General features: G+C 64.7%; 27 protein-coding genes and 1 pseudogene. 19 read left to right on the plus strand and 9 right to left on the minus strand.

Translation table 11 applies throughout. From position 1 onward, the window contains the following. Positions 1-22: 22 nt before the first annotated feature. Positions 23-367: pseudogene (locus tag GWG65_RS12980) on the minus strand (TonB-dependent receptor); the annotation flags it as partial. Between the two features lie 145 nt (positions 368-512). Between GWG65_RS12980 and GWG65_RS12985 the strand changes: the two are divergent. Continuing rightward, on the plus strand, positions 513-1,439 hold the full coding sequence (locus GWG65_RS12985; protein ID WP_275196135.1) for a catalase: 927 nt from the start codon (positions 513-515) through the stop codon (positions 1,437-1,439). Between the two features lie 22 nt (positions 1,440-1,461). Here GWG65_RS12985 and GWG65_RS12990 read toward each other — a convergent pair whose 3' ends face one another. After that, entirely contained in the window at positions 1,462-2,394 is a 933-nt protein-coding gene (locus tag GWG65_RS12990; RefSeq protein WP_275195960.1) for an AraC family transcriptional regulator, read from the minus strand. 413 nt (positions 2,395-2,807) lie between these two features. Between GWG65_RS12990 and GWG65_RS12995 the strand changes: the two genes are divergently transcribed. The 3 genes from GWG65_RS12995 (at position 2,808) to GWG65_RS13005 (ending at position 6,487) form a co-directional block, all read left to right on the plus strand. After that, the gene (locus GWG65_RS12995) at positions 2,808-3,746 is read left to right on the plus strand and encodes an AraC family transcriptional regulator (protein WP_275196136.1); all 939 of its coding nucleotides are present in this window, start codon (positions 2,808-2,810) and stop codon (positions 3,744-3,746) included. Between the two features lie 508 nt (positions 3,747-4,254). Then, positions 4,255-5,460, plus strand: a complete 1,206-nt coding sequence (locus tag GWG65_RS13000; RefSeq protein WP_275195961.1) for an NAD(P)/FAD-dependent oxidoreductase — start codon at positions 4,255-4,257, stop codon at positions 5,458-5,460. 94 nt (positions 5,461-5,554) lie between these two features. Further along, positions 5,555-6,487, plus strand: a complete 933-nt coding sequence (locus GWG65_RS13005; RefSeq protein ID WP_275195962.1) for an MBL fold metallo-hydrolase — start codon at positions 5,555-5,557, stop codon at positions 6,485-6,487. An 85-nt stretch (positions 6,488-6,572) separates the two neighbouring features. On the opposite strand, the gene GWG65_RS13010 is transcribed toward GWG65_RS13005, so the two are convergent. Both GWG65_RS13010 and GWG65_RS13015 read right to left on the minus strand, forming a co-directional pair. Then, the gene (locus GWG65_RS13010; RefSeq protein WP_275195963.1) at positions 6,573-9,017 is read right to left on the minus strand and encodes a TonB-dependent receptor; all 2,445 of its coding nucleotides are present in this window, start codon (positions 9,015-9,017) and stop codon (positions 6,573-6,575) included. Between the two features lie 177 nt (positions 9,018-9,194). Next, positions 9,195-10,553: a histidine kinase gene (locus GWG65_RS13015; RefSeq protein ID WP_275195964.1), complete on the minus strand. Its 1,359-nt coding sequence runs from the start codon at positions 10,551-10,553 to the stop codon at positions 9,195-9,197. A gap of 201 nt (positions 10,554-10,754) precedes the next feature. Here GWG65_RS13015 and GWG65_RS13020 point away from each other — a divergent pair, with 201 nt between their 5' ends. Both GWG65_RS13020 and fghA read left to right on the plus strand, forming a co-directional pair. Further along, entirely contained in the window at positions 10,755-11,375 is a 621-nt protein-coding gene (locus GWG65_RS13020) for a response regulator transcription factor (RefSeq protein WP_275195965.1), read from the plus strand. A gap of 87 nt (positions 11,376-11,462) precedes the next feature. Then, positions 11,463-12,308, plus strand: coding sequence for an S-formylglutathione hydrolase (gene fghA / locus GWG65_RS13025; RefSeq protein ID WP_275195966.1), 846 nt, complete (start codon positions 11,463-11,465; stop codon positions 12,306-12,308). A 183-nt stretch (positions 12,309-12,491) separates the two neighbouring features. Here the strand turns inward: fghA and GWG65_RS13030 are convergent, their stop codons facing one another. Then, positions 12,492-13,058, minus strand: coding sequence for a DUF3280 domain-containing protein (locus GWG65_RS13030; RefSeq protein ID WP_275195967.1), 567 nt, complete (start codon positions 13,056-13,058; stop codon positions 12,492-12,494). A 58-nt stretch (positions 13,059-13,116) separates the two neighbouring features. On the opposite strand from GWG65_RS13030, the gene GWG65_RS13035 reads away from it, so the two are divergent. The 6 genes from GWG65_RS13035 (at position 13,117) to GWG65_RS13060 (ending at position 17,959) form a co-directional block, all read left to right on the plus strand. Further along, on the plus strand, positions 13,117-14,298 hold the full coding sequence (locus GWG65_RS13035; protein ID WP_275195968.1) for an ABC transporter substrate-binding protein: 1,182 nt from the start codon (positions 13,117-13,119) through the stop codon (positions 14,296-14,298). Continuing rightward, a complete protein-coding gene (locus GWG65_RS13040; RefSeq protein ID WP_275195969.1) occupies positions 14,283-15,266 on the plus strand; it encodes a YVTN family beta-propeller repeat protein in 984 nt (327 codons plus the stop codon). The genes GWG65_RS13035 and GWG65_RS13040 overlap by 16 nt, the downstream gene beginning before the upstream one ends. Next, positions 15,263-16,072, plus strand: coding sequence for an ABC transporter ATP-binding protein (locus GWG65_RS13045; protein ID WP_275195970.1), 810 nt, complete (start codon positions 15,263-15,265; stop codon positions 16,070-16,072). The genes GWG65_RS13040 and GWG65_RS13045 overlap by 4 nt, the downstream gene beginning before the upstream one ends. Then, positions 16,069-16,917: an ABC transporter permease gene (locus tag GWG65_RS13050; RefSeq protein ID WP_275195971.1), complete on the plus strand. Its 849-nt coding sequence runs from the start codon at positions 16,069-16,071 to the stop codon at positions 16,915-16,917. Before GWG65_RS13045 ends, GWG65_RS13050 begins: the two co-directional genes overlap by 4 nt. Next, positions 16,914-17,528: a hypothetical protein gene (locus GWG65_RS13055; RefSeq protein WP_275195972.1), complete on the plus strand. Its 615-nt coding sequence runs from the start codon at positions 16,914-16,916 to the stop codon at positions 17,526-17,528. Before GWG65_RS13050 ends, GWG65_RS13055 begins: the two co-directional genes overlap by 4 nt. A gap of 131 nt (positions 17,529-17,659) precedes the next feature. Further along, positions 17,660-17,959 (plus strand): copper-binding protein, encoded by a 300-nt coding sequence (locus GWG65_RS13060; protein ID WP_275195973.1) that lies wholly within the window; start codon positions 17,660-17,662, stop codon positions 17,957-17,959. A gap of 180 nt (positions 17,960-18,139) precedes the next feature. Here the strand turns inward: GWG65_RS13060 and GWG65_RS13065 are convergent, their stop codons facing one another. Continuing rightward, positions 18,140-18,697, minus strand: coding sequence for a PQQ-dependent catabolism-associated CXXCW motif protein (locus GWG65_RS13065; RefSeq protein ID WP_275195974.1), 558 nt, complete (start codon positions 18,695-18,697; stop codon positions 18,140-18,142). Continuing rightward, positions 18,694-19,575: a substrate-binding domain-containing protein gene (locus GWG65_RS13070; protein WP_275195975.1), complete on the minus strand. Its 882-nt coding sequence runs from the start codon at positions 19,573-19,575 to the stop codon at positions 18,694-18,696. The genes GWG65_RS13065 and GWG65_RS13070 overlap by 4 nt, the downstream gene beginning before the upstream one ends. A gap of 129 nt (positions 19,576-19,704) precedes the next feature. Between GWG65_RS13070 and GWG65_RS13075 the strand changes: the two genes are divergently transcribed. Together GWG65_RS13075 and GWG65_RS13080 are read left to right on the plus strand one after the other, a co-directional pair. Further along, on the plus strand, positions 19,705-20,631 hold the full coding sequence (locus GWG65_RS13075) for a quinoprotein relay system zinc metallohydrolase 2 (RefSeq protein WP_275195976.1): 927 nt from the start codon (positions 19,705-19,707) through the stop codon (positions 20,629-20,631). A gap of 61 nt (positions 20,632-20,692) precedes the next feature. Continuing rightward, positions 20,693-21,517: a quinoprotein dehydrogenase-associated SoxYZ-like carrier gene (locus GWG65_RS13080; RefSeq protein ID WP_275195977.1), complete on the plus strand. Its 825-nt coding sequence runs from the start codon at positions 20,693-20,695 to the stop codon at positions 21,515-21,517. Between the two features lie 129 nt (positions 21,518-21,646). Here the strand turns inward: GWG65_RS13080 and GWG65_RS13085 are convergent, their stop codons facing one another. Further along, positions 21,647-22,006, minus strand: a complete 360-nt coding sequence (locus GWG65_RS13085; RefSeq protein ID WP_275195978.1) for a hypothetical protein — start codon at positions 22,004-22,006, stop codon at positions 21,647-21,649. Positions 22,007-22,092: 86 nt separating this feature from the next. On the opposite strand from GWG65_RS13085, the gene GWG65_RS13090 reads away from it, so the two are divergent. The 5 genes from GWG65_RS13090 to GWG65_RS13110 are packed head-to-tail and all read left to right on the plus strand — an operon-like array spanning position 22,093 to position 25,759. Beyond that, positions 22,093-23,073 carry an ABC transporter substrate-binding protein gene (locus GWG65_RS13090; RefSeq protein ID WP_275196137.1) on the plus strand — a complete coding sequence of 327 codons (981 nt, stop codon included), beginning with the start codon at positions 22,093-22,095 and terminating at the stop codon, positions 23,071-23,073. Between the two features lies 1 nt (position 23,074). Then, positions 23,075-23,812 (plus strand): ABC transporter permease subunit, encoded by a 738-nt coding sequence (locus tag GWG65_RS13095; RefSeq protein ID WP_275195979.1) that lies wholly within the window; start codon positions 23,075-23,077, stop codon positions 23,810-23,812. Next, the gene (locus tag GWG65_RS13100; protein WP_275195980.1) at positions 23,802-24,542 is read left to right on the plus strand and encodes an ATP-binding cassette domain-containing protein; all 741 of its coding nucleotides are present in this window, start codon (positions 23,802-23,804) and stop codon (positions 24,540-24,542) included. The genes GWG65_RS13095 and GWG65_RS13100 overlap by 11 nt, the downstream gene beginning before the upstream one ends. Before the next feature lie 45 nt (positions 24,543-24,587). Continuing rightward, complete coding sequence (locus GWG65_RS13105) at positions 24,588-25,385, plus strand: pentapeptide repeat-containing protein (protein WP_275195981.1); 798 nt, start codon at positions 24,588-24,590, stop codon at positions 25,383-25,385. A 26-nt stretch (positions 25,386-25,411) separates the two neighbouring features. Next, a complete protein-coding gene (locus GWG65_RS13110) occupies positions 25,412-25,759 on the plus strand; it encodes a hypothetical protein (protein WP_275195982.1) in 348 nt (115 codons plus the stop codon). A 10-nt stretch (positions 25,760-25,769) separates the two neighbouring features. Here GWG65_RS13110 and GWG65_RS13115 read toward each other — a convergent pair whose 3' ends face one another. Further along, on the minus strand, positions 25,770-25,979 hold the full coding sequence (locus tag GWG65_RS13115; RefSeq protein ID WP_275195983.1) for a hypothetical protein: 210 nt from the start codon (positions 25,977-25,979) through the stop codon (positions 25,770-25,772). Positions 25,980-26,024 lie beyond the last annotated feature (45 nt).

Below are 26,024 nucleotides of genomic sequence, written 5' to 3' on the forward strand. Positions count from 1 at the left end.
AGGATGATTAGGCCCGCCGTGCCTAGAACGTCACCCGCATCCCCGCATAAAACGCCCTCGGCCGCGCCGGGCTCAGCGAGCGCGGGTCGCTGAAATCGGCGCCGCCGTTGACGAAATTGGGCAACGCGCCTTTGTCGAAGAACTGCCCATAGGTCGCATAGCGCCTGTCGAAGATGTTGTCGACGCGGCCATAGAGCTGGACGTTCTTCGTCACCTGATAGGAAGTGTGCAGATTGAAGACGGTGTACGACGGCAGCTTCGCATACTGGTTGGACTCGTCGCCAACCAGATACTGGCTGGAGACAAAGATCGCGTTGCCGCCGACCTTCCAGACGTCGGTCACGGCATAGTCGATGCCGAGCTTGACGGCGGATTCATCCCGCGAGAGGGCTGTCCGGTCGAGGGATTGCGAGATTGCCGCAGAATCGGACAAGGCATGTCCGCTTTGGGAAAGAAGCTTGAGCTGCGGTGCGCCACAAACGAACCCGATCGTTCGAACCCAGGATCCCGTCCTGCCTCTGTCCCCGAGCCGCGCTGCCACGCCAGCATCGATCGTCGACGCACTGAAGGCGCTTGGCGGTCTTCCACCAAAGGCACGCGCGAGCTTCGCCGGTGGCCAATGCGTTCGCGGCACCTATGCCCCTTCGGATCAGGCAAAGGAAATCACCAAATCCCGGAGCTTCACCAAGCCATCCCGGGTGCTTGCGCGGTTCTCGGCGGACGAGTGCAACCCGAACGCGGTGGGCACCGAGAAGAGCCTGCTGCGCGGCTTCAGCTTCCGGCTCGGCAGCGACGGCGAACGCTCGGAGATTTTGACCCAGAGTGCTCCCGTTCATTTTGCCAGAACGCTCGACCAGATGCTGGCTTTCCTGCAGGCGCGCATGCCGGGCGCGGACGGCAAGCCGGACATGGCGCAAGTCGAGGCATTCTCTGCCGCCAATCCTGAAACCTTGCGTCAGGCAAGCTACCTGGCTGCGCATCCGCTCCCCGCAAGCCCTGCTTGCACGATCTATTGGGGCGTGCACGCCTTTCCCGCAACGAATGCAATGGGCGAGACACGGTTCATCAAGTTCAAACTCGCGCCTGTCGGCGAGGAAGTCAGGTCGACCGAAGACGTGGCCACGGCAAAGTGCTCCGACTTGCTGCACGACGACCTCGAATCCCGGATCGCAGCACGCGATGCCAGGTTCAGCGTGATGGCGCTGCTGGACCGTCCCGGCGACCCCGTCATGGACGTGACCATCCGCTGGCCCGACGAGGACAGGCGCGAAGCAGTACGCCTCGGAACGATCGTGATAACGGGCACCGAGCCAAACGAGGTGTGCGACGAACTTGGGTTCAATCCGGCGCATCTTGCCGAAGGCATCGGCCATCCGCCGGACGAGATGTTTGCGGCGCGGCGCGCCGGCTATGCCATCTCACAGAGACGGCGCCGCTGAGCGAAAGCGCGTCTTGCCCGGATCATGTTTCGTTTTCCGGCGCGTCCTGCCCGTCGCGGCGCCACATTCCCGGGCTGACGCCGACCATCGAGGAAAACACCCGCGTGAAGTGGCTTTGATTGGCGAACCCTGCAGCTATGGCAACCTCCGCGAGTGACAGCCCGCGCACCCCCATCAATTGCTTGGCCGTATTCACGCGCTGGCGAAGCAGCCACTGGTGTGGCGGCAAGCCGGTGGAGACGCGAAATGCCCGCGAAAAATGACTGACGGAGAGATCGAACTCGGCTGCGATCTTTGCCAGCGAAAGCTTTCCGCGGAGGTCGGACTCCAGTCTTTCGCAGGCGCGCTTGACCTGCCATGGCGCAAGGCCGCCGCGGATTGATTCGGTGACGCTCTGCAGCCCGCCATAGGCCTGGGCGACGTGTGCGGTGAGCGCGAGCATCATGTGATCGATGAAAAGCTGGTTGGTCTCGTCCGGCCGACGCAGCCCTTCTTGCAGCGACGCGCCGATATGACGGATGACCGTGTCGTCATGGCCGACGCCGAGTTCACAGGCAAGCTGACGGACGCGCGGCACGCGGGACTGCTCGGTGAGGCCATCGAGCGCCGAGCGCGGCAAATAGAAAAACAGGGAGTGGAACGGCTTGTCGATCACATAGCGCGGATCACGCTTGAGATCGTACAGATATGTTGCGCCCGCCGGGACATCCGCCTTCATCACGCACTTGCCGTTTTCCCAGAGTTCGCAGTCCGGGTAGTCGTGAAGCTTCAGGCTGACGACAAAGGCATCCTCAGGGGCAAACGAACCGGAGAGACCCGGCACGGGATTGTCATCCCGGGTTTCGGTGACCGCGAGCTCCACGCCGCGCAGTGAACGCGTGATCAGCGAGGGCGGCGCATCCCTCAGGTGCAAGAACTGCCGGAGACTCCGGCCGAAAGCGCTCGCCTGTGTCATGGGAGTAGATCTCGTTTTGTGAGGCGCGACTGGGGCGTGGGACGCTGCCGCCAAGCCACGGCCAATTATCCGACATCGGCAAGCAACGGTCCAGACTCCCGCCTTGGAACGATAGCCCTGTGACGGCCTGCCGCACCTATTGTCACAAAACGTTTTTCACAAGCGATTCAACGGATTGTGATGCCTCTCGCGCGACCCCGGCTCAATCCCTCGACAACGCATCGCCCGCCCATCGTGCGTTTGTGAAAGCGCGCACCGGCTTGGAGCAGGATCGGACAAAACATAGCCGGTTCAGGAAATACGCTGAGGCTTTGCAGCGCATAGAACACGCGCCGACCCGTACAAATACGGCAATTCATCGGAAGCTTCAGGTAGTCAGCAGGAGGCACGCCATGACCGCGAGCACCGCACCCATGCACAATTCCACGCACAAAGGTTTGCCACCCGCCGGGGGTGCAAGGCCGGACGATAGCTCGGCGTCCGAGCGTCGCGCCGCGGATGCGGAGATGGCGCGCGTTCTCGGGACCGAACCGCTTCGCATGGCGTTGGACTCCTCCGGTGCCGGGATCGCGCACTGGAAACATGATCCATTGCACGACGTGGTCGAGCCGATGAGCCACCATGTGATCATGGCGTACAACGGCGTGATGCAGCGCATGGAGCGGCGGTCGGGAAAATCGGTTGCGATCGGTACGTTTCGTCCCGGAGTCATGATCATCATTCCGGAAGGATCGAGCTCCCGATGGGATATTCCGAAGCCTGTTGATGTGGTCCAGCTCTATCTTCCGAATGCAACACTGAAGCGCGTTGCTGACGAAGCCGGGACCGCCAAACCGGCCGACCTGCTGGAGCGAACGGCACATCCTGATCCCATTACGTCCAGACTGCTCTTGAGCGCAGCGGATGCGCTGGAGGGCAACGGAGCCCTGGATACATTGTTCCGCCATCAGCTGACAGATCTTCTTGCCACGCGCCTGCTGGTTGCCCACACAGGTTCGCCAACCACGTTGCAACCGACCATGGGTGGGCTGTCGCCGAAGGTCCTGCTCCGTGCGATCGAACGGTTGCGCTCGGACAGCGATGCGGACGTCTCGCTCGATGCGCTGGCTTCCGATGCCGGTCTATCGCGCTTTCACTTCTGCCGTGCCTTCAAGGAAAGCACCGGGCTTTCGCCGCATGCCTGGCTGCGGCAGCACCGGCTCGAGCAGGCCATGAACATGCTGCGGGAGACCGACGAATCGGTCGTCTCGATCGCCGCGGCGCTTGGCTATTCCTCGCAGACCGCCTTCGCCGCAGCATTCAAGAAGCTGATGGGAGAAACGCCGAGCGATTGGCGCAGGCGCATGCGTTAGCAGCAATCTCTCGACAGAGACGGCAATCGCTCTGGGGCAGTCGAATATCTGGTTCGCTAAACATCTCAGCATCGCACCACGCGGACGGAGACAAACGATGCACTGGAAACACCTTGCAATTGCACCGCGACGGAAAGCCATCGCGACGGCACTCCTGTACGGACTCTCACTGACCGTGCGTTTCACCTCGCCAACGGCCGAAGAAGCGCCGGTACCAACTGCGCAAAGCGCCAATCCCGCAACGGCGATCCTGATCAATCAGGGTTGGCCGAGGAAACCTATGGTGCCGGTAGCTCTGCGCGGCTGGCCATCGGGCCCGAGAAGCTGCCAGGCCGCATGTGAAGGCCCTTCGCTGCTGTCCTCACTGCCGAACTGCTCCGCGCCGTAAGGATCCGGCGGTCTCCGTTTCACCCTCTTCGCGTCATCGTCGATCGCAACAGCTCTGCCGCATTGAGCGGCGGCGACGACGCGCGCACGTCCCGAGCCACCAAACCCAGGAGTAAACCACATGCGACTTCTCATCATTGGCGCCGGCTTCGCCGGCATGTACGCCGCCCTCTCCTCCGCCCGCCTGCGCGAGATTCAGGGCGTTTCGCCCGACAATCTCGAAATCGCACTGATCGCACCGAAGCCGACGCTGGTGGTGCGCCCGCGGCTTTATGAGCCGAAGCCGGAAACCCTGACGGCGCCGCTGCTCGATGTCCTCAAGGCGATCGACGTCGACTACATCCAGGGCAGCGCCGAGACGATCGACATCAAGGCGCAGACGGTGCAGATCACGACTCCCAAGGGCACGCGCAAGACACTATCCTACGACCGTCTGGTAGTCGCCACCGGCAGCCGCCTGTTCCGTCCCAACATTCCGGGCCTTGCCGAGCACGGCTTCAGCGTCGACTCGCTCGACGACGCAATCGCGCTCGACAAGCATCTGCACGGCCTCGCCGACCGGCCGGCCGTCAATGGACGCGATACGGTCGTGGTCGCCGGCGGCGGCTTCACCGGTATCGAGGCCGCAACCGAGCTGCCTGCGCGCCTGCGCGGCATCTTCGGCAAGGAATCCAGGACGCGCGTGATCATCGTCGAGCGCAACAGCGCGATCGCTCCCGACATGGGCGAAGGCCCCCGTCCGCTCATCGAGGACGCGCTGCGCAAGCTCGGCGTCGAGATCCGGCTCGGGGCCGGCGTCGCCTCGCTCGACAAATCCGGCGTCACCCTGTCGACCGGCGAACACATCGAAACCGAGACGGTGGTCTGGGCGGCCGGCATCCGCGCCGCGCCGTTGACCGCGCAGATTCCCGCCGAGCGCGACAATTTCGGCCGGCTCCTGGTGGACCGCGATCTGCGCGTGCCGGGCGTCCAGGGCGTCTTCGCCACCGGCGATGCAGCCCGTGCCGCCTGCGACGACGAGGGCAACTACGCGCTGATGTCGTGCCAGCACGCCACGCGGATGGGCGCCTTTGCCGGCAACAACGCCGCCGCCGAACTGCTGGGCGTTCCGACCAAGCCCTACCACCAGAAGGCCTATGTCACCTGCCTCGACCTCGGCGAAGCCGGCGCGCTGTTCACGCGCGGCTGGGAACGCAAGGTCGAGATGGTCGGCGACATCGCCAAGAAGACGAAGCAGGAGATCAACACCGTCTGGATCTATCCGCCGAAAGCCGAGCGGGCCGCTGCGCTCGCGTCGGCCGATCCGGAACGCGTGACTGACCTCTAGACGCCCAGGCGATGCTGGTCGCGCTCGCTGCTGGCTGCGCGGCCTGCTCAACCGGGACCAGCCAGCGACTTTTACAATGAAGCAGGAGACAAACATGAGCCTGACAAACTTGAGCCTAGACAACACCTCCCACCCCGCCAGACGGGCGCCCGACGAATTGGTTCCGTCGCGCTACGCGCTGCGGGTCGGCGACATTGACGTGCTGGTGGTCAGCGATGGCGTGCTACCGCTGCCAACCAAAATGTTAGGACACAACGCGGACCCGGCCGCGCGGGCGGGCTGGCTGAAAGACATGTTCCTGCCGCCGGACGCTTTCGACTGGGCGCTGAACGTGGTCGTGGTGCGCAGCGGCGGCAAGATCATACTCATCGACGCCGGGCTAGGGTCTGACCCGGACTTGCACTTGCCGCGGGCCGGGCAGTTGATCAAGCGACTGGAGGCCGCCGGCATCGATCTCGCGTCCGTGACCGACGTGGTGCTCACCCACATGCACATGGACCACGTTGGTGGATTGCTCGTCGACGGAGTGAAAGACCGGCTGCGTCCGGACCTGCGGATCCACGTGGCGGCCGCCGAGGTCAAATTCTGGGAGGCGCCCGATTTCTCCCACACCTCCATGCCGCCGGGATTCCCGGACGCGCTTCGGTCGGCCGCCAAGCGGTTCACCAAAGAGTATCACAACCAGCTGCGACAGTTCGATGAGGAATATGAGGTGGCGCCGGGGGTGGTGGTCTCTCGTACCGGCGGGCACACCCCCGGGCACAGCGTGGTCCGCGTGGCCTCCGGCGGCGAGCGGCTGATGTTCGCCGGCGACGCTGTATTCACGGTCGGGTTCGACCACCCCGACTGGCACAACGGCTTCGAACACGATCCCGAGGAGGCGGCACGCGTTCGGGTCCGGCTCCTGCGGGAGCTGGCGGAGACCAGCGAGCTGCTGGTCGCCACTCATATGCCGTTCCCGTCCGTCGGACGGGTGGCGATCGATGGCGACGTCTTTCGTTGGGTACCGGCCTTCTGGGACTACTGACCGCTTGTGTGGGGTTAGAGCCGAACCAGGCGCGTCCTCCATAGCGTCGTGAGTGCAATCGAGGACGCCCGCGCTTCGAATCTGCCTAGAACGTCACCCGCATCCCCGCGTAGAATGCGCGGGGCCGCGCCGGGCTCAGCGAGCGCGGGTCGCTGAAGTCGGCGCCGCCGTTGGCGAAGTTGGGCAACGCGCCTTTGTCGAAGAACTGCCCATAGGTCGCATAGCGCCTGTCGAAGATGTTATCGACGCGGCCGTAGAGCTGGACGTCCTTCGTCACCTGATAGGAGGTGTGAAGATTGAAGACGGTGGACGACGGCAGCTTCGCGTATTGATTGGACTCGTCGCCGACCAGATACTGGCTGGAGACGAAGATCGCGTTGCCACCGACTTTCCAGACGTCGGTCACGGCATAGTCGATGCCGAGCTTGACGCGGTGGCGCGGGATCGCGGGGATCTGGTTGCCGGGCACGACCTGAATATTGCCGTCGCCATCGGCGAACGGGCTGTTGGAGCCGAGGGTCAATGCATCGAGGAAGCGGGCATCGACGAAGGCGTAGCTCGCCTGGAATTGGAGTGTCGGGGACTTGATGTTGACCTCGGCCTCGAGTCCCTGCCGCCGTGTCCTGCCGACATTGGAGAAATAGCCAAAGCCGGTTCGCCCGGGAACGGGAATGGCGAGGATGTCGTCGTAGTTGGTGGCGCGGAAGCCGCCGAGCTTCCATCCGAGTGTGCCGATGTTCAACTCCCTGGTGCCGCGCAGGCCGGCCTCCACGGTCTTGGACACGACCTGCTTGAGCGGCGGATCGGAGACGAGGAACGCCGCAATGAGGCAGGGATTGTTCGGATCGGAGCAGCCGAGCTCCAGCGGCGTCGGTACGCGGTTGGCCTCGGAATAGCCGGCATAGGCCGTCAGCTCGGGCGTGACCTTGTAGGTACCGCCGATCACCGGATTGAAACGGGTGAAGGTGTGATCGCCGTTGAGCGCGGTGCCGAGCTGATCCTCCAGCGAGATGCGCGCCACGTTGAAACGGCCGCCGCCGGTGACCGCAAAGGCATCAGTGACGTTGAAGGTGTCCATGGCGTACAGGCCGTTATATTGATTGACGGTCCGCAGCGAGACGGGACCGGTGAGGCCGGTGGTGGTCGTGCCCGACGGCCCCAGCAAGACGCCGCTGCCGCTGACGACGTAGTTTTCTGCAATCGAACCGATTTCGGCGATTGCGTTGTAGCGCGTGACGCCGGCGTCGTAGGTCGCCCCCACCACGAAGCGGTTGTCGTGCCCGAACAATTGATCGACATTCGTGGCCTGCCCCGACACGCCGAAGCTGGTCGACCGTATCGAGCCCCGGTCGATCTCGCCAAGGATCGTTCCAGGCGCAAAGGGATTGGCAAGCTGCGCGCCGTTGCCGCCATTCGCAGGCGTGGCGTCGTCGCCGAAGCACAGCAGCCCCGCGATCGCGCATTCCTGCACGTCGGTCGGATTGCCGTCGACGATCTTCTGCTCGAACCGGCGCACATGCGCGGTGCCCTCGAGCGTCCAGGTCGGCGTCGCCTCCGCCTTGGCGGTCAAATTGAGGTAGCCGACGCGATTGCTGGTGATCTGCGGTGTCGTATAGGTTGCGCCCCAATATCTATCCAGCAGCTCGGCCGGAACGGTGGCGCTGGCGCCGAAATCGTTCTTGGCAACGCCCATATTCACGTGGAATTCGCTGTCGCCGGCCTTGTAGCCGACATCGCCGTAGAAGCGCCGCACATCCGATTGCGAGAAATTGCGGAAGCCGTTGTCGTGCAGCCCTTCAAGCGCGGCGTAGACGGCGTAATTCTTCTCAACTTGCTTGCCCCACTGCGCCGAGCCCTGGATGCGGCCGAACGAGCCGCCCATCATATCGATCTCGGCGCCCTGGTAGGTGAAGCCGTCCTTCATTTGCAGGTTGATCGCGCCGCCCAGCGCATTGAGGCCGAAGGCAGGGTTGTTGGTCACGAGCGTGACCGACCTGATCGCGGCGGTCGGGATCAGGTCCCAATTGACGGCGTCGGAGAAGGCTTCGTTGATGCGGACGCCGTTCTGGTAGACGGCAAGGCCCTGCGGCGTGCCCGTCACGGGCGAGGCGACAAAGCCGCGGAATTCGACATCCGGCTGAAACGGATTGCCGGTGACCTCGCTGATGTTGAGTCCGGCGATGTTGTCGCGCAGCGCGTCGGTGACGTTGAGCGATCCCGTGCGCTTGATCTGGTTGGCATCGACGGCGTTGATCGCTGACGGAACCTTGTCGACCTCGAGGCCTCTGCCGGTGCCTGGCGATGTCGGGTAGACGTACAGCCTGTTGTTGGGCTTCGCGGCACTCGCAGAACGTACCGGCGCCCGCGATGGCGCACGCCTTGGGGCCTGCCGTGGCGCCACCACTTCGATTGCCGGCAGGTTTTGAACGTTGGTCTCTTCGTCCTGCGCGGCCCGCGCCTCTGTCCCGAGCACAATTCCAGACGCCAGCCCCGTCGATACCGAGGCGATCAACAGCCTTCGCACGCCCATTCCTGCCGTCCCATCCGCAACCACGTTCTTTGGCTTCTTGCGGCTGTTTTGAATCGCCGTTTGTTTGAGACGAGTGTAGTCGACCACCGTGCACGCGCCAGCCGTAAAAGGTCGGGCGATCCCGGCGAACGTTTTCCCGACAAAATCGGTAATTCTTCCCGCCTCCCTTTCGCGCGATCATGCCGGCGCCGTCGGAACCAGCGCTTCCACGGTCAGCCCGCCCTCGCTGGAGGCGACGCTGAGCGTGCCGCCCAGCGCCAGAATTCGCTCGCGCATGCCGACGAGGCCGAAGCCGAGCGTCTGGCCGGGGTCCATGCCGCGGCCATTGTCGCTGACCCGCACCCGGGCGCAGCCGCGGCCGTCGCGCCCGGGCTGCTCGACCGGCTCGATCACGACGTTGACCGAGGTCGCGCCGGCATGGCGGAACACGTTGGTGAGCGCTTCCTGCACGGTGCGATAGATGGTGAGATCGGCGGTCTCCCCGGTTGGCCCGAGCGCGGGCGAGATCGTCGTTTCGATCGCGACATCGGGATGCGACTCGCGCCACAGCCGCGACAGCGATTCCAGCGCCTGGCGCAGGCCGAGCTCGGCGAGGCCGACCGGCCGCAGCCGCTCCAGCACGCGGCGGTTGAATTGCTGCAGCGCATTGATCTGTTCCAGCATGGCGCTGCCGTGTTTTCGCACGGCGTCCGCACTCGGGACGCGCCCGTCCGCCTGCTTCGCCAGCGCGCTGACATGCGCGCGCAGCGAGAACAGATACGGCCCGAACTCGTCGTGCAGCTCACGGGCGATCTCCTTGCGCTCCAGGTCCTGGAGCGACACGTTACGCTCGGCAAGGCGCCGCTTGTCCTCGATCGCCTCCCCCAGCGTGGCCGCGAGGTGATTGAGCCTGGTGCAGATCGCGGAAAGCTCGGGTGCGCCGCCCGGCACGACCCGCGCCTGATAGCGCCCGCTTTCGAGCTCGGCCATCACCTCCGCCAGAGACTGAAGCGGCCCGAGCGCACGGCCGACCACCGTCATCATCACCAGGAACAGCGCGAGCGCGATCACCGAACCGACCTCGAGCTGGGTCACGATGCCGTCCCAGATCTCGGCGATCTCGTCATTGGGATGCGAGGTGATGACGAGCGAGCCGGGCTTGCCGTGGATCGAAACAGGCACGCTGACCGCGGTCTGCTCCGGATGTACCAGGCTGACGAACCACGCCGGCGGCGCACGGGCCGCGTCATCCTCCTCGGTCCGCGGCGGCGTGAGCGGATTACCGCTGGCGTCCCTGAGCGCGATGCTGACATGGCGCAGACGGCTGAGATCGCGCGCGATCTGGTTCAATCTGGCGTCGGGATCGGGTGCCTCGTTGAGATCAGCAACGATCATCTCGATGAACTCGCGCGCGAGCCGGATCACGCTCTGGTCCTCGGCCTGCACGCGCGGTCCCGCCTCGGCGACCTGGCGGCCGATATTGACGGCGAGCCCGAGCGCCAGCAGCAGCGCCAGCAGCAGGTTGATGCGACCGCGCAAGGATAGATTTTGCCACATTGGTATTGCCCGTGCCCCGCGAAGGATTGCTCGTGGCTGTGCGATGGCGTTGACAGACCCGAAGCGCCCGATATCTAATCGAAAGCGTACAGCAATCGCGACTGGGTTGCATGGCCTGACATGAGACATGATGCCCGCGCATCGGTCTTGTCCGGCTCATGCGGCGCGAAACAGGCCGGGACGCTGTCGCGGGGAACGCCTATGCGCATTCTGATCGTCGACGACCATCCGATCGTCGCCTCCGGCTGCCGCGCCGTGCTGGCCGACGAAGGCGAGATCGAGATCCTGGAGGCCGCCGATGCCGAGGACGGCGAAGGCGTGTTCATCGTCGAGCGACCCGACCTCTGCGTGATCGACATCAACCTGCCGACCGTCTCCGGCTTCGAGCTGGCGCGCCGCATCCTCGATCGCGCGCCCGAGGCCCGCATCATCATGTTCAGCATGAACGACGACCCTGCTTTCGCCGCGCGCGCGATCGAGTGCGGGGCAAAGGGTTACGTCTCCAAGACCGGCGATCCCGATGATCTCGTCGAGGCGATCCGCACCGTCGGCAGCGGCGGCACTTATCTGCCGAGCGCGATCGCCCGCAGCATCGCCTTCGCCGGACCGACGCTGGCGCAAAACCCGCTGTCGAAGCTGAACGCGCGCGAGATGGAGATCCTGCGGCTGCTCAGCGCCGGAAAGAGCCTGTCCGAGATCGCCTGGCTGGTGCAATCGTCCTACAAGACGGTCGCCAACACCTCCTCGCTCATGCGTCAGAAGCTCGGGGTCAAGACCTCGGTCGAGCTGGTGCGGCTGGCGATCGACAGCGGCGTGGCCTGACCTTGCACCAGACTTGGCGCGTCCGCACAAATTCGGTCACACAAGTGTTGCATTGTTGATGTGGTTAGATGCCATGGAGCCCAAGGCATGACGATCCAGACTGTCTCGACCAATACATCCTATGGCGGCGTGCAGGGCGTGTATCGCCATGCGAGCCAGGCGACCGGAACCGACATGGTGTTCTCGGTCTATGTTCCGCCGCATGCGCAGGGCGCCAAGCTGCCGGTGGTCTGGTATCTCTCCGGGCTCACCTGCACCCATGCCAACGTCACCGAGAAGGGCGAATTCCGCCGCGCCTGCGCCGAGCTCGGCCTGATCTTCGTCGCACCCGACACCAGCCCGCGCGGGCCCGACGTGCCCGGCGATGCCAACAACGCCTATGATTTCGGCTTGGGGGCCGGCTTCTATGTCGATGCGACACAAGAGCCGTTCGCGCGCAACTATCGCATGTGGAGCTACGTCACCGGCGAACTGCCGAAGCTGATGGCGGAGAATTTTCCGGTCGATGCCAAGCGCCAATCGGTCATGGGACATTCGATGGGCGGCCACGGTGCGCTGACGGTGGCGCTGCGCAATCCGCACCACTTTCGCGCCGCGAGCGCGTTCGCGCCGATCGTGGCGCCATCACAGGTGCCCTGGGGCATCAAGGCGCTGACCGGCTATCTCGGGCCGAACAAGGAGACATGGCGCACCCATGACACGGTGGCGCTGATCGAGGACGGCGCGAAGTTTTCGGGCTTCCTCGTCGATGTCGGCGAGGCCGACAATTTCCTGAAGGAGCAGTTGCGGCCCGAACTGCTGGAAGCCGCCTGCACCAAGGCGGGCATCCCGCTGACGCTGCGGCGCCAGGCGGGCTATGACCACAGCTATTATTTCATCTCGACCTTCATGAGCGACCATCTTCACTGGCATGCGGATCGGTTGAAGGGGTGATCTTTCATCCTTCTCCACTTGTGGGAGAAGGTGGCGCGAAGCGCCGGATGAGGGGTCCTATCCCGAATTCAGGTGGAAGCGGACTCGCGGAGAGAACCCCTCACCCGGCTTCGCTTTCGCGAAGCCACCCTCTCCCACAAGGGGAGAGGGTGCACCGTCATCGCCGCGAGATTTGCAGCGACTTTACTCCCGCCGCCCGTAATTCGGCGCGAGCAGCCGGTTGCGGATCAGATAGCTCATCGTGCGGGACCAGGATTCGTCGGTGTTGCCGCGCATGTCGGCGCTGGCGACGGCGATCATGTTGCCGGTCTTCACGTCGCGCAGGTAGATATTGAGGTTGATGATCAGGTTCGAGACCTTCTGCACCATGCCGGTGATCTCGAGCTCAGCGCCCAATTGGCCGGCAAAGGTGAGATCGCAGTTGCCACAGGCCTGCAGATTGCTGTGACGGGCGGCATCCCTGACAGGGGCGATATCGAGCAGCTGGAAGCGGCCTGATCCTGCCAGCTCCTTGCGCAGCTGCTCGCTGATGCGATCGAGCCGCTCCAGCTCCGGCTTCGAGCCGTAGAACTCGCCGGGCAGGCTGGTGTCGATCAGCTCGAAATCGAACACCGCGAGCTTCGGCGGATCGGCAAACGCGACTGACGCCGTCGCAATTAAAGCTGCGACGGCCATCAGCGCTCGCATGATCGTGATTCCAGCGCGCGCGAGGACGAAATGCGGGGTTGCAAGCCGGGCCAAATCGGTCATGCTTTAGCAGAGACAATTCTCCACCGGCGGTCAAGCCGGGGAGACCTGCGGAGGAAGCATGATCCGATGCCTGGTCGTCCTGATCGGCTTGAGTCTGGCGGCGACGCAAGCGCGCGCGGCGGACCCGGCGCTGATCGGCGTCGGCTATCTCGGCGTCGCTGGCACCAGATCGACACTGTCATTGGTCGAGCAGCCCGCCGAGAATGACGGCCTCGCCGGCGCGCGCCTTGCGATTGAGGACAACAATACCACTGGAAAATTCCTCAATCAGCGATTTGCGCTGGAGGAACGCCGCATGAGGGAAGGCGAGGATGCGGTCCAGGCTGCGACCGACCTTGCCGCGCGCAACGGCTTCATCATCGCCGACCTGCCCGCCGACGCGCTGCTGAAGGTCGCAGATAGCCTGCGCGACCGCGGCACGCTGCTGTTCAACGCCGGCGCAATCGACGAGCGGCTGCGCGAGGCCGATTGCCGCGCCAATGTCATCCACACCGCGCCGACGCGGGCGATGCTGGCGGATGCGCTCGGACAGTATCTGGTGTGGAAGCAGTGGAAACGCTGGCTGCTCGTGGTCGGCTCGCATGACGAGGACAAGCTGTTTGCCGATGCACTGCGCCGCGCCGCGACGCGGTTCGGCGCCAAGATCGTGCAGGAGCGCGTTTTCGAGGATACCGGCGGCGCGCGCCGCACCGACTCTGGCGTGACGTTGATCCAACGCCAGATGCCGGTGTTCACGCAACAGGCGCCGGCCTATGACGTGCTGGTGGCGGCCGACGAGAGCGAGGTGTTCGCAGCCTATCTGCCCTACCGCACCTGGGACCCCCGCCCCGTTGCGGGCTCGGCCGGCCTCGTGCCGCGCAGCTGGGATGCGGCGCAGGACCAGTGGGGCGCGATCCAGATGCAGAACCGCTTCATGAAGCTGAATTCGCGGCGGATGAGCGCGCTCGACATGCAGGCCTGGACGGCGGTGCGCATGATCGGAGAGGCCACCTCGCGCACCAATTCCGGCGACGTCAGGAAGGTCAGCGATTTCATCAAGGGACCGGATTTTTCCGTCGCAGCCTTCAAGGGCACAAAGCTGACCTTGCGCGACTGGAACCTGCAGCTTCGCCAGCCGATCCTGCTGGTCGACGGCCGCATGGTGGTGTCGGTGTCGCCGCAGGAAGGCTTCCTGCACCAGGTCTCCGAGCTCGATACGCTCGGCTATGATCGCCCGGAGAGCAAATGCAAGCTGAAGTGAGAACGCGGATGTTGCGTGCTGGATTGCTGTCTGGCCTCGCGCTTGCGGCGGCGCCGGCGCATGCGTTCATCGCCTATGTCTCGAACGAGAAGGGCAATACGGTCTCGGTCATCGACACCGAGAGCTGGACTGTGACAAAAACCATCAAGGTCGGCCAGCGCCCGCGCGGCATCGAGTTCACCCGCGACGGCAAGTTCGTGATGGTCGCGGTCGGCGACGACGACACCATTCAGGTGATCGACGCCAAGACGCAGAGCGTCGTGGATAGCCTGCCCTCCGGTCCCGACCCGGAACTGTTCGCCCAGGATGCTGCCGGCAAGATCCTCTACGTCGCCAACGAGAACGACAACACGGTGACCGTGATCGATCTGGAGAAGCGCGCCCGCCTCGGCGACATTCAGGTCGGCGTCGAGCCCGAGGGCATGACCATCAGCCCCGACGGCAAGACGCTGATCAACACGTCGGAAACGACCAACATGGCGCATTTCATCGATACTTCGTCCCGCCAGATCGTCGCCAACGTGCTGGTCGATGCGCGGCCGCGCTTTGCCGAATTCAGGCACGACAGCTCGGAATTGTGGGTGTCCTCCGAGATCGGCGGCACCGTCTCGGTCATCGATCCCAGGAAGCACGAGGTGATCGGCAAGGTCACGTTCGAGATCCCGGGCCTGCGCCGCGAGGCGATCCAGCCGGTCGGCATCGGCATGACCAGGGACGACAAGACCGCCTTCATCGCACTCGGCCCCGCCAACCGCATCGCGGTTGTCGATACCGCCACACGCAAGGTGACGAAATACCTGCTGGTCGGACAGCGTGTCTGGCACATGGCGTTCACGCCGGACGAAAAATACCTGCTCACTACCAACGGCGTATCCAACGACGTCTCCGTGATCGACGTCGCCGCGCAAAAAGTGATCAAGACCATTCAGGTGGGCGAACTGCCCTGGGGCATCACGATCGCGCCATGACCAGCCCCGCCCCCATCGCCGAACCGCGCGACGCTGCGCCAAAGCCTGATCCGGCTGCCGTGCCGGCGCTGTCGATCGACGGCGTCAGCCATGCCTATGGCCCGCGACGCGCCCTGATCGAGGTCTCCTTCAACGTTCAGCCTGCGAGCTTCACCGCGCTGCTCGGCCTCAATGGTGCCGGCAAGAGCACGCTGTTTTCGCTGATTACGCGCCTGTTCGGCATCCAGTCCGGCCGCATCGGCATTTTCGGTCATGACGTCGGCAGCACGCCCGGCGAGGCGCTGCGGCTGCTCGGCGTCGTGTTCCAGCCGCGTACGCTCGATCTCGATCTGTCGCTGACGCAGAACCTGCTCTATCACGCGGCCCTCCACGGCATCGGCCGCCGCGACGCCGCCGCGCGCGCCGCCGAACTGCTCGATCGCATCGGCCTGGCCGAGCGCGCCGGCAGCAAGGTGCGCGATCTCTCGGGCGGACAGATGCGTCGGCTGGAGATCGCGCGCGCGCTGTTGCACCGGCCGCGGCTGCTGCTGCTGGACGAGCCGACCGTCGGCCTCGACGTCAAGGCGCGCGCCGACATCATCAGCCACGTCCGCCAGCTCGTCGCGGAGCAAGGCATCGGCGTGCTCTGGGCGACGCATCTGTTCGACGAGATCGCGGCTGGCGACGATCTCGTCGTGCTGCACCAGGGCAAGGTGCTGGCAAAGGGCCCGGTCGGCCGCGTGATCGCGGATGCCGGCGCACAGGACGTCAACACCGCCTTCATGCGCCTGACCGGCGCGCAAGTGATGCCGGAAGCTCGCGGATGAGCAGCGTCACCGCCCACGACACGCCACGCGGTTTCTCGTTCGCCGAGTACATGACCTGCCTCACCGGCATCGTCTGGCGCGAAGGACTGCGCTTCCTGCATCAGCGCGAGCGCTTCGTCTCCGCGCTGGTGCGCCCCCTGGTGTGGCTGTTCATCTTCGCCGCGGGCTTCCGCCAGGTGCTCGGCATCTCCATCATCCCGCCCTACGAGACCTACATCCTCTACGAGGTCTTTATCGCCCCCGGGCTGATGGCGATGATCCAGCTCTTCAACGGCATGCAGTCCTCGCTGTCGATGGTCTATGACCGCGAGATGGGCAATATGCGCACGCTGCTGGTGAGCCCGCTGCCGCGCGGGTTCCTGCTGTTCTGCAAGCTGCTCGCGGGCACCGCGGTGTCGCTGCTCCAGGTCTACGCGTTTCTCCTGATCGCCTGGTTCTGGGACATCACCCCTCCTCCCATCGGCTATCTCACCGTGCTGCCGGCGCTGATCCTGTCCGGGCTGATGCTGGGCTCGCTCGGCATGCTGATCTCCTCCGGCATCAAGCAGCTCGAGAATTTTGCCGGCGTGATGAATTTCGTGATCTTCCCGATGTTCTTCGCCTCCTCCGCGCTCTACCCGCTGTGGCGGGTGCAGGAGGGCAGCCCCTATCTCTACTATGTCTGCGAAGCCAATCCGTTCACCCATGCGGTCGAGCTGATCCGCTTCGCGCTGTATGGACAGATCAACTGGGTCTCGCTGGCCGTGGTGGCGACCTGCACAATCGTCTTCATGATCGGGGCGATTTTCGCCTATGATCCCTCGCGCGGGCTGGCGCGACGCGGCCCTGCGGGAGGCGAAGGATGATGTTCCGGATCGTGACCATAGCCGCCGTGGCGCTCGCAGTTGCGGGCACCGCCGCGCGCGCGGCCGATCAGCGCTATCCCGACTGGCCCTGCACGCAAGCCAAGGTTCCCGAGATCTCGCTCGCCGCCGTGTGGGCCGGGCCGCCGCTCGACGACGTCCAGAACAAGTGGAAGGACAACGAGAAGGTGGCTGCGCTGGTCGCAAAGCTGTCGGCCCGGAAGACGCCGCTGGACGAGGCAGAGAAGTCGGTGAAAGAATTTCTGGCGGGCTCCGCGGCCGACAAGGCGGCGAATGCCAAACTGCTGTTCGCCGGCCTGTTCGATACGCTCAATGCCCAGCGCTCCCAGGTGATGAACGGTCTCGAACGCGTCAGCCGCAAGCAGCGCGAAGCCGCCGACAAGATCCGCGAGGAGGCGGTTCAACTCCAGGCGCTCCAGGGCGCGACACCGCGCGACGAGGCCAAGGTCGAGGCGCTCAGCAACGATCTGATCTGGAAGACCCGCATTTTCGAAGACCGCCACAAGGTGGTGCGATTCGTCTGCGAGGTTCCGACGGCGATCGACCAGCGCCTGTTCGCGCTCGGCCGCGTGATCCAGCAAGAGATGGAATAGCGTCAGTCTCGCTGACAGCGAGAGAGTTCCCGCGATGCAGCCGCGATCGCTAATCTTGCCGTGCTATCTGGCGGAACCAAATCGATCTAGGATGTCTTGTCGAAGTGAATCTCCAACGCCGGGAGGCCTTGATGGGAACAGTAAAACTTATCTTCGCGGGCACTGCAGCCATCGGCATGCTCGCATCCAGCGCTTTTGCTGACGACATGACCGGGATGATCACCAGGATCGACCGGCTCAACGGCACGATCTCGATCCAGCAGACGCAGAAGGGAACAGTCGGCGGCAGCGCCGGCGGCGCTGGCGCGCTCCAGGAGTACAAGGCCAAGGACGCGGCGATGCTCGATACCGTCCATGCCGGCGACAGGGTGAACTACTCTGCGACCGATACCAACGGCACAGGGACGCTGACCAAGCTGCAGAAGCAGTAGTTCCTTTCTTCACCTCTCCCCGCGTGCGTCGGATTGCATCGAAGATGCAATCCGGGTGAGGGGGAGTCTCTGCGACTTCAACTCTCACCGTCCGCGCGGAGAGTCCCCTCACCCCAACCCTCTCCCCGCAAGCGGGGCGAGGGAGCGCGCCTGCGCCTCGGCCACAGCCTCCTCCAACAGCTACTGCTCCGGCCGCGGCTCGGGCTGCGCCGCTTCGGTCGGGAGCTTGGCGCGCTCCCAGCCGTCGGTGCCGTCGGGATACCAGGCGACGTTGGAATAGCCCTCGCCCAGCGCGCGCTTGGCGGCATTCCAGGACATCCAGCAGTCGGCCAGGCAATAGATCACCAGCAGCGCCGCCTTGTCGCCGCGCGCGGCTCGTGCAAGGCCGCCGCGAAAAAAATCGTCCATGGCAGGCGGCAATGCGCCGTAACCGGTATCCGGAAGCCAAATGCTGCCGGGAATGTTCTTGCGCGGCGCCTCGCGCCAGATGGTACCTTCGGGAAGGTTCTTCGGCTTCGGCGGACGCGGCATCACATCGATGAAAGCAGCACTTTTACCCCGCCAGATCGCCTCGGCTTCGGCTGTGGTGAGCACGCGCGCGCCTGCAAGCGTCGCCGGCACCGGCGCGCGGTAATTGTCGGTGCGATAGCCCTCGGGCTCGAACGGCTCCTGTTGCTGCGCAAGCGTCGGTGCCGCCAGCACGGCGGCGACGAGCGCAGCAGCAACGTGCCGCCTCATGGCGCCTTCTTGGCCGTCTCCGCGCCGAGCGGCCGGTCGCTCTCGTCCAGCAGTGGCACGCCGAAGTCGAGCAGGATCTTGTTGATCTCGCCCTGGTTCTCCTGGATCAGCTTGTTGAGCTGCCGCTTCCAGTTCTGATCGGCAGCGCGCACGCCCATGCCGATGCGATAGGCCAGTTTTGGTCCGGTGGTTTCCTTCACCAGCGGCGTGACGTGGAGCGAGCCAGCCTTCTTGGCGTAAAAGCCCGCCATCGGTCCCCACAGCACGCCGGCATCGATCTTGCCGGCGACGAGATCGTCGATCATCGCCTGCGCCGAATTGTCGAAGCGGGTGTCGATCATCAAGGGATAAGGCTTTGCATCCCCCATCAGGCCGGCGATCGCCATGTTGGTCGCCGGCGGCGTGCCAGCGACGATGCCGACATGCTTGCCCTTCAGCCGCGCGTCTTCGAGCGTATCGACGTCCTGGAGCCCGCTACCCGCTTTGGCGACCAGCGCGTACGACGTCCGATAATAGGGATTGGTGCCCTGCACGAGGTCGTCGCCTTGCGGATAACCCATGATGACGTCGCAGCGATGTGCGCCCAGCGTCATCTTCACGAAGCCCGTGGCTTGCGGGAAGAAGACGTAATCGAGCTTCTTCTGGAGCTTGTCGGCGAACAGCTCGGCGAGCTTGTTCTCGAACCCTTCGCCCTTTTCGTTCGAGAACGGCAGGTTGCGCGGATCGGAGCAGACGCGCAGCACTTTCGGATCGACCAGCTCGAACGAGAGGTCGCCACTGTCGCTCGTTTGCGCGACGGCAACGTCGCCGATCGCGCAAGACGCCGCCATCACACACAGCGAAAATAACCAGCGACGATGTCGTCCGGCCTCCATCATCGCGCTTCCTCCTCATTTTGTTCGAATGCTATCCATGCAACGCACGGACGCACCATGTTTCGCCAACTTTGTGTTGGTTTGACTTTGCTGCAGTGCAATGCGGCAAACCCTTTGAACTGAGGCGGCAAATTGTCCCACATCGCTTCAATGATCGCAGCCTTGGTCCTGCTGAGCCTCCCGACGCTAGCACGCGCCGAACCGACCGAATTGCCTGTAAGCGAAGTCGCGCCGGGAATATTCGTACACTCCGGGACCATTGCCCTGATGACGCGCGAGAATGGGGGGACCATCGCCAATGTCGGCTTCATCATCGGCGAAGACGCGGTGGCCGTGATCGATACCGGCGGCAGCGTCCGTGAAGGCGAGGCACTGCTCAGGGCGGTGCGGGCCCGCACCAAAAAGCCGATCCGCTACGTCATCAACACCCATGGCCATCCCGACCACGCCTTCGGCAATGCGGCCTTTGTCGCCGAGGGAACCAGCTTCGTCGGCCACAGCAAGCTGCCGCAGGCGCTGGCGACGCGCGGCCCATATTATCTCGACAATTTCAGACGGATCATGGGCGACGAACTGATCTCTCCGGTCAAGATCGTGCCGCCGACGCTGCTCGTCGCGGACACGCTGACGCTCGATCTCGGATCGCGCCGCCTGAGCTTCCGGGCGTGGCCGGCCGCGCACAGCGACAGCGATCTCACCGTGCTCGACGAGACGACAAAGACGCTCTTCGCGGGCGACCTCGTCTTTCTCCGCCACGTTCCGGTGATGGACGGCAGCATTCGCGGCTGGCTTGCCCTGTTGCAGGAACTGGAGACCATTCCGGCGGTCCGTGTTGTCCCCGGTCACGGCCCCGTGAATGACTGGCCCGCGGCGTTGGCCGATGAACGGCGCTATCTTTCGACGCTGCTGTCCGACGTCCGCGCGCTCAACAAGAAGGGCGAGCCGATCCGGGCCGCCGCGGAGAAGGCAGCCGAGTCGGAACGGGCGCATTGGGAGCTGTTCGACGACTACAACGCCCGCAACGCAACCGCAGCATTTTCGGAAATTGAATGGGAGTAGCGAACGCGCTACGCTTGACGTCAGGAGGCAGCTAGGCTGACTGCTTCGTCCGCGCGGGACCATGACCATGCTTGGACACAACATCCGCCTGCCCCTCATCGCCGCACTGCTCGGCTTGGCATTCGCGGCCCCTGCGCGCGCCGAAGAGGCCTATGATCCCTGGCCGGGCCTGGTGCAGGACATCTTTAACAACCGCCCGATGCAGGACGGCGCCGACGTCATCGGTATCGAGATGCCGTATCGTGCCGAGGACGCGGCCATCGTGCCCGTGACTTTGCGCAGCAAGCTGTCGCCCGGCGATAGCCGCCGCATCCGCGCGATCACGCTGGTGATCGATCGCAACCCGGCGCCGATGGCGGCGAAGTTCGAGCTCGGGCCGGACGCCAACGTTACGGAAATCTCCACCCGCGTACGGGTCAACAACTACACCGACGTCCACGCCGTGGCAGAGCTCAGCGACAGCCAGCTCTACGTCTCCAAGACCTATGTGAAGGCATCTGGCGGATGCTCCGCTCCGGCGGGGAAGAACGCTGAGGAAGCTACGAGCCGGCTCGGCCAGATGCGCTACCGGCAATTCGCGCGGGAGGCTGCGCCGGCCAGCCGCATCCGCGAAGCGCAGATCATGATCGGCCATCCCAACAATTCCGGCCTCCAGATGGACCAGGTCACGCAGCTCTACATCCCCGCCTACTTCGTCAACCAGCTGAAGCTGACGCAGGACGACAGCCTCGTGCTCGGCGTGGAAGGCGGCATCTCGATCTCGGAAGATCCCAATCTGCGTTTCACCTACGTCTCCAACGGCGCCAAGCGTTTTCGCGCGGAAGCCAAGGATACGGACGGGCATGTGTTCCGGAATGAGTGGGATGTGGAGAAGCCGGGGACGTGAGCTCTACTTGCTGCTTTCGTCTTGGCCGGGCTCGTCCCGGCCATCCACGATCTCCGTCACGCGCCGCCAGGACGTGGATGCCCGGGACAACCCCGGCCATGACGACCGCGGTAAGCCCCCGCAAAAGGGTTAGAAGCACCTCACCTCGGCCTCGGCCTGCGCGCGCCTGAGATCGTTCACGGCGGAGTTCGCCTGCTCCGAGGTGCGAAACTGCGTGCCGAGATTGCCGCGCACTTGGGACATGCTGAGCGCGGTTTCCGCGGTGACGTAGCGCTCGTAGGAGACGATCGAGGCCACCACGTCGATGGAGCAGGAACATTGCTCGATCGACTGCCGGCTCTCGCCATTGGCTTTCATGCAGCCATAGACGTATTCGGCACGCGCCGAGGTCGGATAATCATTGACCTCGTCGGCTCGCGCCACGCACGCGGTTGCCGCCAGCGCCGCCAATGAGGCGACAATCGGTCGTAGCCGTCCCGCCAGATTCATGCGCGTCCTCCCACTGGTTGCGAACAAAGCTATGCTATGCGTATTGTCCTGAAAAGCATTCCTTCGAGGAAACGGCTCACAAGGTGATGAGACTTCTTGGTCGAACTTTTGCGCTCGCGATGACGCTGGCGCTGACACAGGTCGCAGCCAGTCATGCTGCGGATGCGATCCGCCTTGCGGTGCAGAAGACCGGAACATTCTCATGGGAGCTGGCCACGATCCGCGCCAATGGGCTCGACAAGGAGGCCGACCTCTCGCTCGAGGTCACCGAGCTCGCAAGTCCCGAGGCCGGCAAAATCGCGCTACGCGCCGGCAATGCCGACATCATGCTGTCCGACTGGCTCTGGGTGTCGCGTGAGCGCGCGCTCGGCGCCAAGCTGACCTTCTATCCCTATTCCAGCGCCCTCGGTGCGGTGATGGTGGCGGCCGCCTCACCGATCAAGACCCTCGCCGACCTGAAGGGACGCAAGCTCGGCGTCGGCGGCGGCCCGATCGACAAAAGTTGGCTGCTGCTTCAAGCGCGCATGAAGCAGGACGGCATCGACCTGAAGTCGGAGGCAACCATCGCCTACGGCGCGCCGCCCCTGATCGCCGCGAAGGCGCTCGACGGCGAGATGGATGCGAGCCTCAATTTCTGGAATTTCTGCGCGCAATTGGAGGCCAAGGGCTTCCGGCGCCTCGCCGGCATCGAGGACATTTTGCCGAAGCTCGGCGCCAAAGGCGCGGTCTCCGCGGTCGGCTATGTCTTCGACGAGAGCTGGGCGGCCAGCCATCGCGAGGCGGTGGCGCGTTTCATTGCGATGACCCGCAAGGCCAAGCAATTATTGGTCTCGTCAGATGCAGCCTGGGACAAGATCGCGCCGCTCACCGGGACCACCGATCCGGTCGTGCTCAAGACCTACCGCGACCGCTATCGCGACGGCATTCCGCGGCGGAGCATCGCTGACGAGGAGGCCGACGCGCGCGTGCTCTACCGCGTGCTGGCCGAGACCGGCGGACGTGATTTGGTTGGGCCGGCGGCCGAACTCGATCCCGGCACGTTCTATCACGCTGTCGCCGGAGATTGAGGTGCTGCGTCTGGTCTCGTTTGCCCTGTTCCTCGTCGTCTGGTGGACCGCCGCGCTGTTGGTCGGCGGCGCAAAGCTGCCTTCCCCGCCCGCCGTGCTCGACGTCATGATCGCGGAAGCCGCGAGCGGTGCGCTGTTCCTCCATCTCGGCGCCACGCTCGCGCGGGTCGCGCTCGCCTTCGTGCTGGCGATGTCGCTCGGCAGCGCCATCGGCTATCTGATGGGCCGGGTGAAGCTCGCCGACCGGCTCGGCGATCCCTGGCTGATCCTACTGCTCAACTTACCTGCATTGGTGGTGATCGTGCTCGCCTATATCTGGGCCGGCCTGACCGAAGCGGCCGCGATCGCGGCGATCGCCATCAACAAGCTGCCGACCGCGGTCGTCACCTTACGCGAAGGCACCCGCGCGCTCGATCGCTCGCTCGACGAGATGGCGAGCGTGTTCGCGATGCCGCGCTGGCGCGCGTTCCGTCACGTCGTGCTGCCGCAGCTTGCGCCCTATGTCGCGGCCTCGGCGCGCTCCGGACTGTCGCTGGTGTGGAAGATCGTGCTGGTCGCCGAGCTCTTGGGGCGGCCGAACGGCGTCGGCTTCGAGATCGGCGTCGCGTTCCAGCTGTTCGACACACCGCGCCTGCTCGCCTATTCGCTGACCTTTGCCGCCGTCGTGCTCGTGATCGAGACGGCATTGGTGCAGCCGTTCGAAGCCCACGCAAGCAGGTGGCGGCCCCGTGCGGCTTGAGGTCGGTATCACAGGCAAGACGTTCAAAAGCGCAGCGGGCGAGACGCACGAGGTGCTGGCGCCGATCAGATTCGCGCTTCAATCCGGCGAGGTCGGCGTGCTGATCGGCCCGTCCGGCTGCGGCAAGAGTACGATGCTTCGCATCATCCTCGGGCTCGACCGCGACTATCAAGGGCACGTCGCGCGTCCGCCCGAGGCGCGGGTCGGCATGGTGTTCCAGGAGCCTCGGCTGCTGCCGTGGCGCTCGGTCGAGCAGAATGTGCGGCTGGCGGCACCCGACGTGAGCGACGCAAAACTCGCCGAACTCTTCAGGATTTTGGAGCTGGAAGCGCATCGCAGCCATTTCCCCGGCGAATTGTCGCTGGGGCTGGCCCGCCGCGTCGCACTCGCCCGCGCCTTTGCGGTCGAGCCGGACATTCTGGTGCTCGACGAGCCCCTGGCCTCGCTCGACGACGCGCTGGCCGGCCGATTGCGCGACGAGATCGCGACGTTGGTCGCCAGCCGGCCCGTCACGACGCTGCTCGTGACGCACAGCCTGGACGATGCGGTGCGCCTCGGCGACCGCCTATTCTTCCTGTCGCCGCGCCCGGCGCGCATTCTGGCCGAGGTCCCCATCGGCATCCCGCGCGAGGCACGCGGCGACGCCGCGATTGCCGCGATCAAGGCCGGGCTTGCGCGGCGAGCCCCGGATGAACAGGGCGGCGAACGCGCCGGGCGGGATGTCTCATAGGCAGCCGCGCGGCGCATGTGCTAAACATGCCGGCAGCGGAGCCTGATGATGAGACGAACCGTTGCTCTGACGACGCTTGGCTTCGCGCTCGTCGCGACCATGGCGAGCGCCCAGGACATGATGCGTGACGTCGACCTCACCTCACCCGCCATGGTTTCCGCTGAAATGAGCCGGCAGGAGGTCGAGACGGTGCTGGCCAAAGCGAGCGCCGGCGCGCCCGCCGACTTCACCGGCACGCGCTTGTCGGGGCTCGATCTCTCGGGGCTCGACCTTTCCAGGGCGGTGCTTCGCGCGGCACGGCTCAACAAGACAAAACTCGGCGGCGCCCGTCTTGATCGAGCGATCCTCGATCAGGCATGGCTTCTCGACGCGGATCTCACCGGCGCGAGCCTGAAGGGCGCCAACCTGTTCGCCACGCAGATGGCGCGCGCTCACCTCGACGGCGCTGATCTGACCGGCGCGCGCATCGCAGCCGATCTCAGCGGCGCGAGCCTGGTCGGCGCCTCGATCGCGGACGCGCATCTCGGCGCCGACATGCGCAACCAGTCGATGGGGTTGATGCGCGCCGTGTTGCGATCGGCCAATCTGGAACGGTTGAACGCGCGCAACGCCGACCTGTCGCGCGTCGATCTCGAGTTTGCCTCCCTCAGGGGAGCCGACCTGACCGGTGCGTCGCTCCGGAACGCCCAGCTCGGTGGCGCCGACCTGACCGGGGCGACCGTCATCGACACCGATTTCGAGGGCGCCGATCTCGCCTCCGCCAGGCTGATCGCACCGATCGGCCTTGACCGCGCCAGGAATTTCGACAAGGCAAAGAACCGCGAGCGCCTGATCAGGCAATAACGGCGTCGCCTTGGGAGGACGATTTGATGCGTTGGGGTCTGGTGTTGATCGCGTTGCTGGCGTTTGCCGGCGAAGCCGCCGCGCAAAGCAAGGGCAAGGGCATCCGGCTCTGGAATTTAACCACGGAGACCATTTCCGGATTCCAGCTCTCGCCGGCCGGGAAGACCGACTGGGGCCCCAACCAGACCCTGAACGACAAGGACAAGGAGGTCGACCATGACGAGCGGCTGCGCATCACCGGCGTCGAGCCCGGCCGCTACGACGCCAAGGTCAGCTATCCCAATGCGCGGCAATGCATTGTCCGCGACATCGAGATCAGGGCCGACGCGGTGTTCTCGGTCGCCGACAAGGATCTGAAGGACTGCACCAAGTAGCGTGGGCGCGTCAGGCCTTGTCGTTCCGATGAGGATATTCGCAGCGCCACCGCACCGCCTGCCACTTCGGGTGGTCGCCGATCCATTGCGCGATATACGGCGGTGCGGCCATGGCGCATTGCGTCGGCGACCCCGCATAGGAAAACACCAGATGCTGCTCCTCGCAGGTTGCAGGCGAGAGCACCGCACACACGGTCACCACCAGATCAATCGGATTCATGCCGGGATCCTCGCGCAGGGGCGATGAAGATTAGCAACAAAGGTT

This window comes from Bradyrhizobium sp. CSA207 (assembly GCF_029051685.1).
Taxonomy (GTDB): Bacteria; Pseudomonadota; Alphaproteobacteria; order Rhizobiales; family Xanthobacteraceae; genus Bradyrhizobium.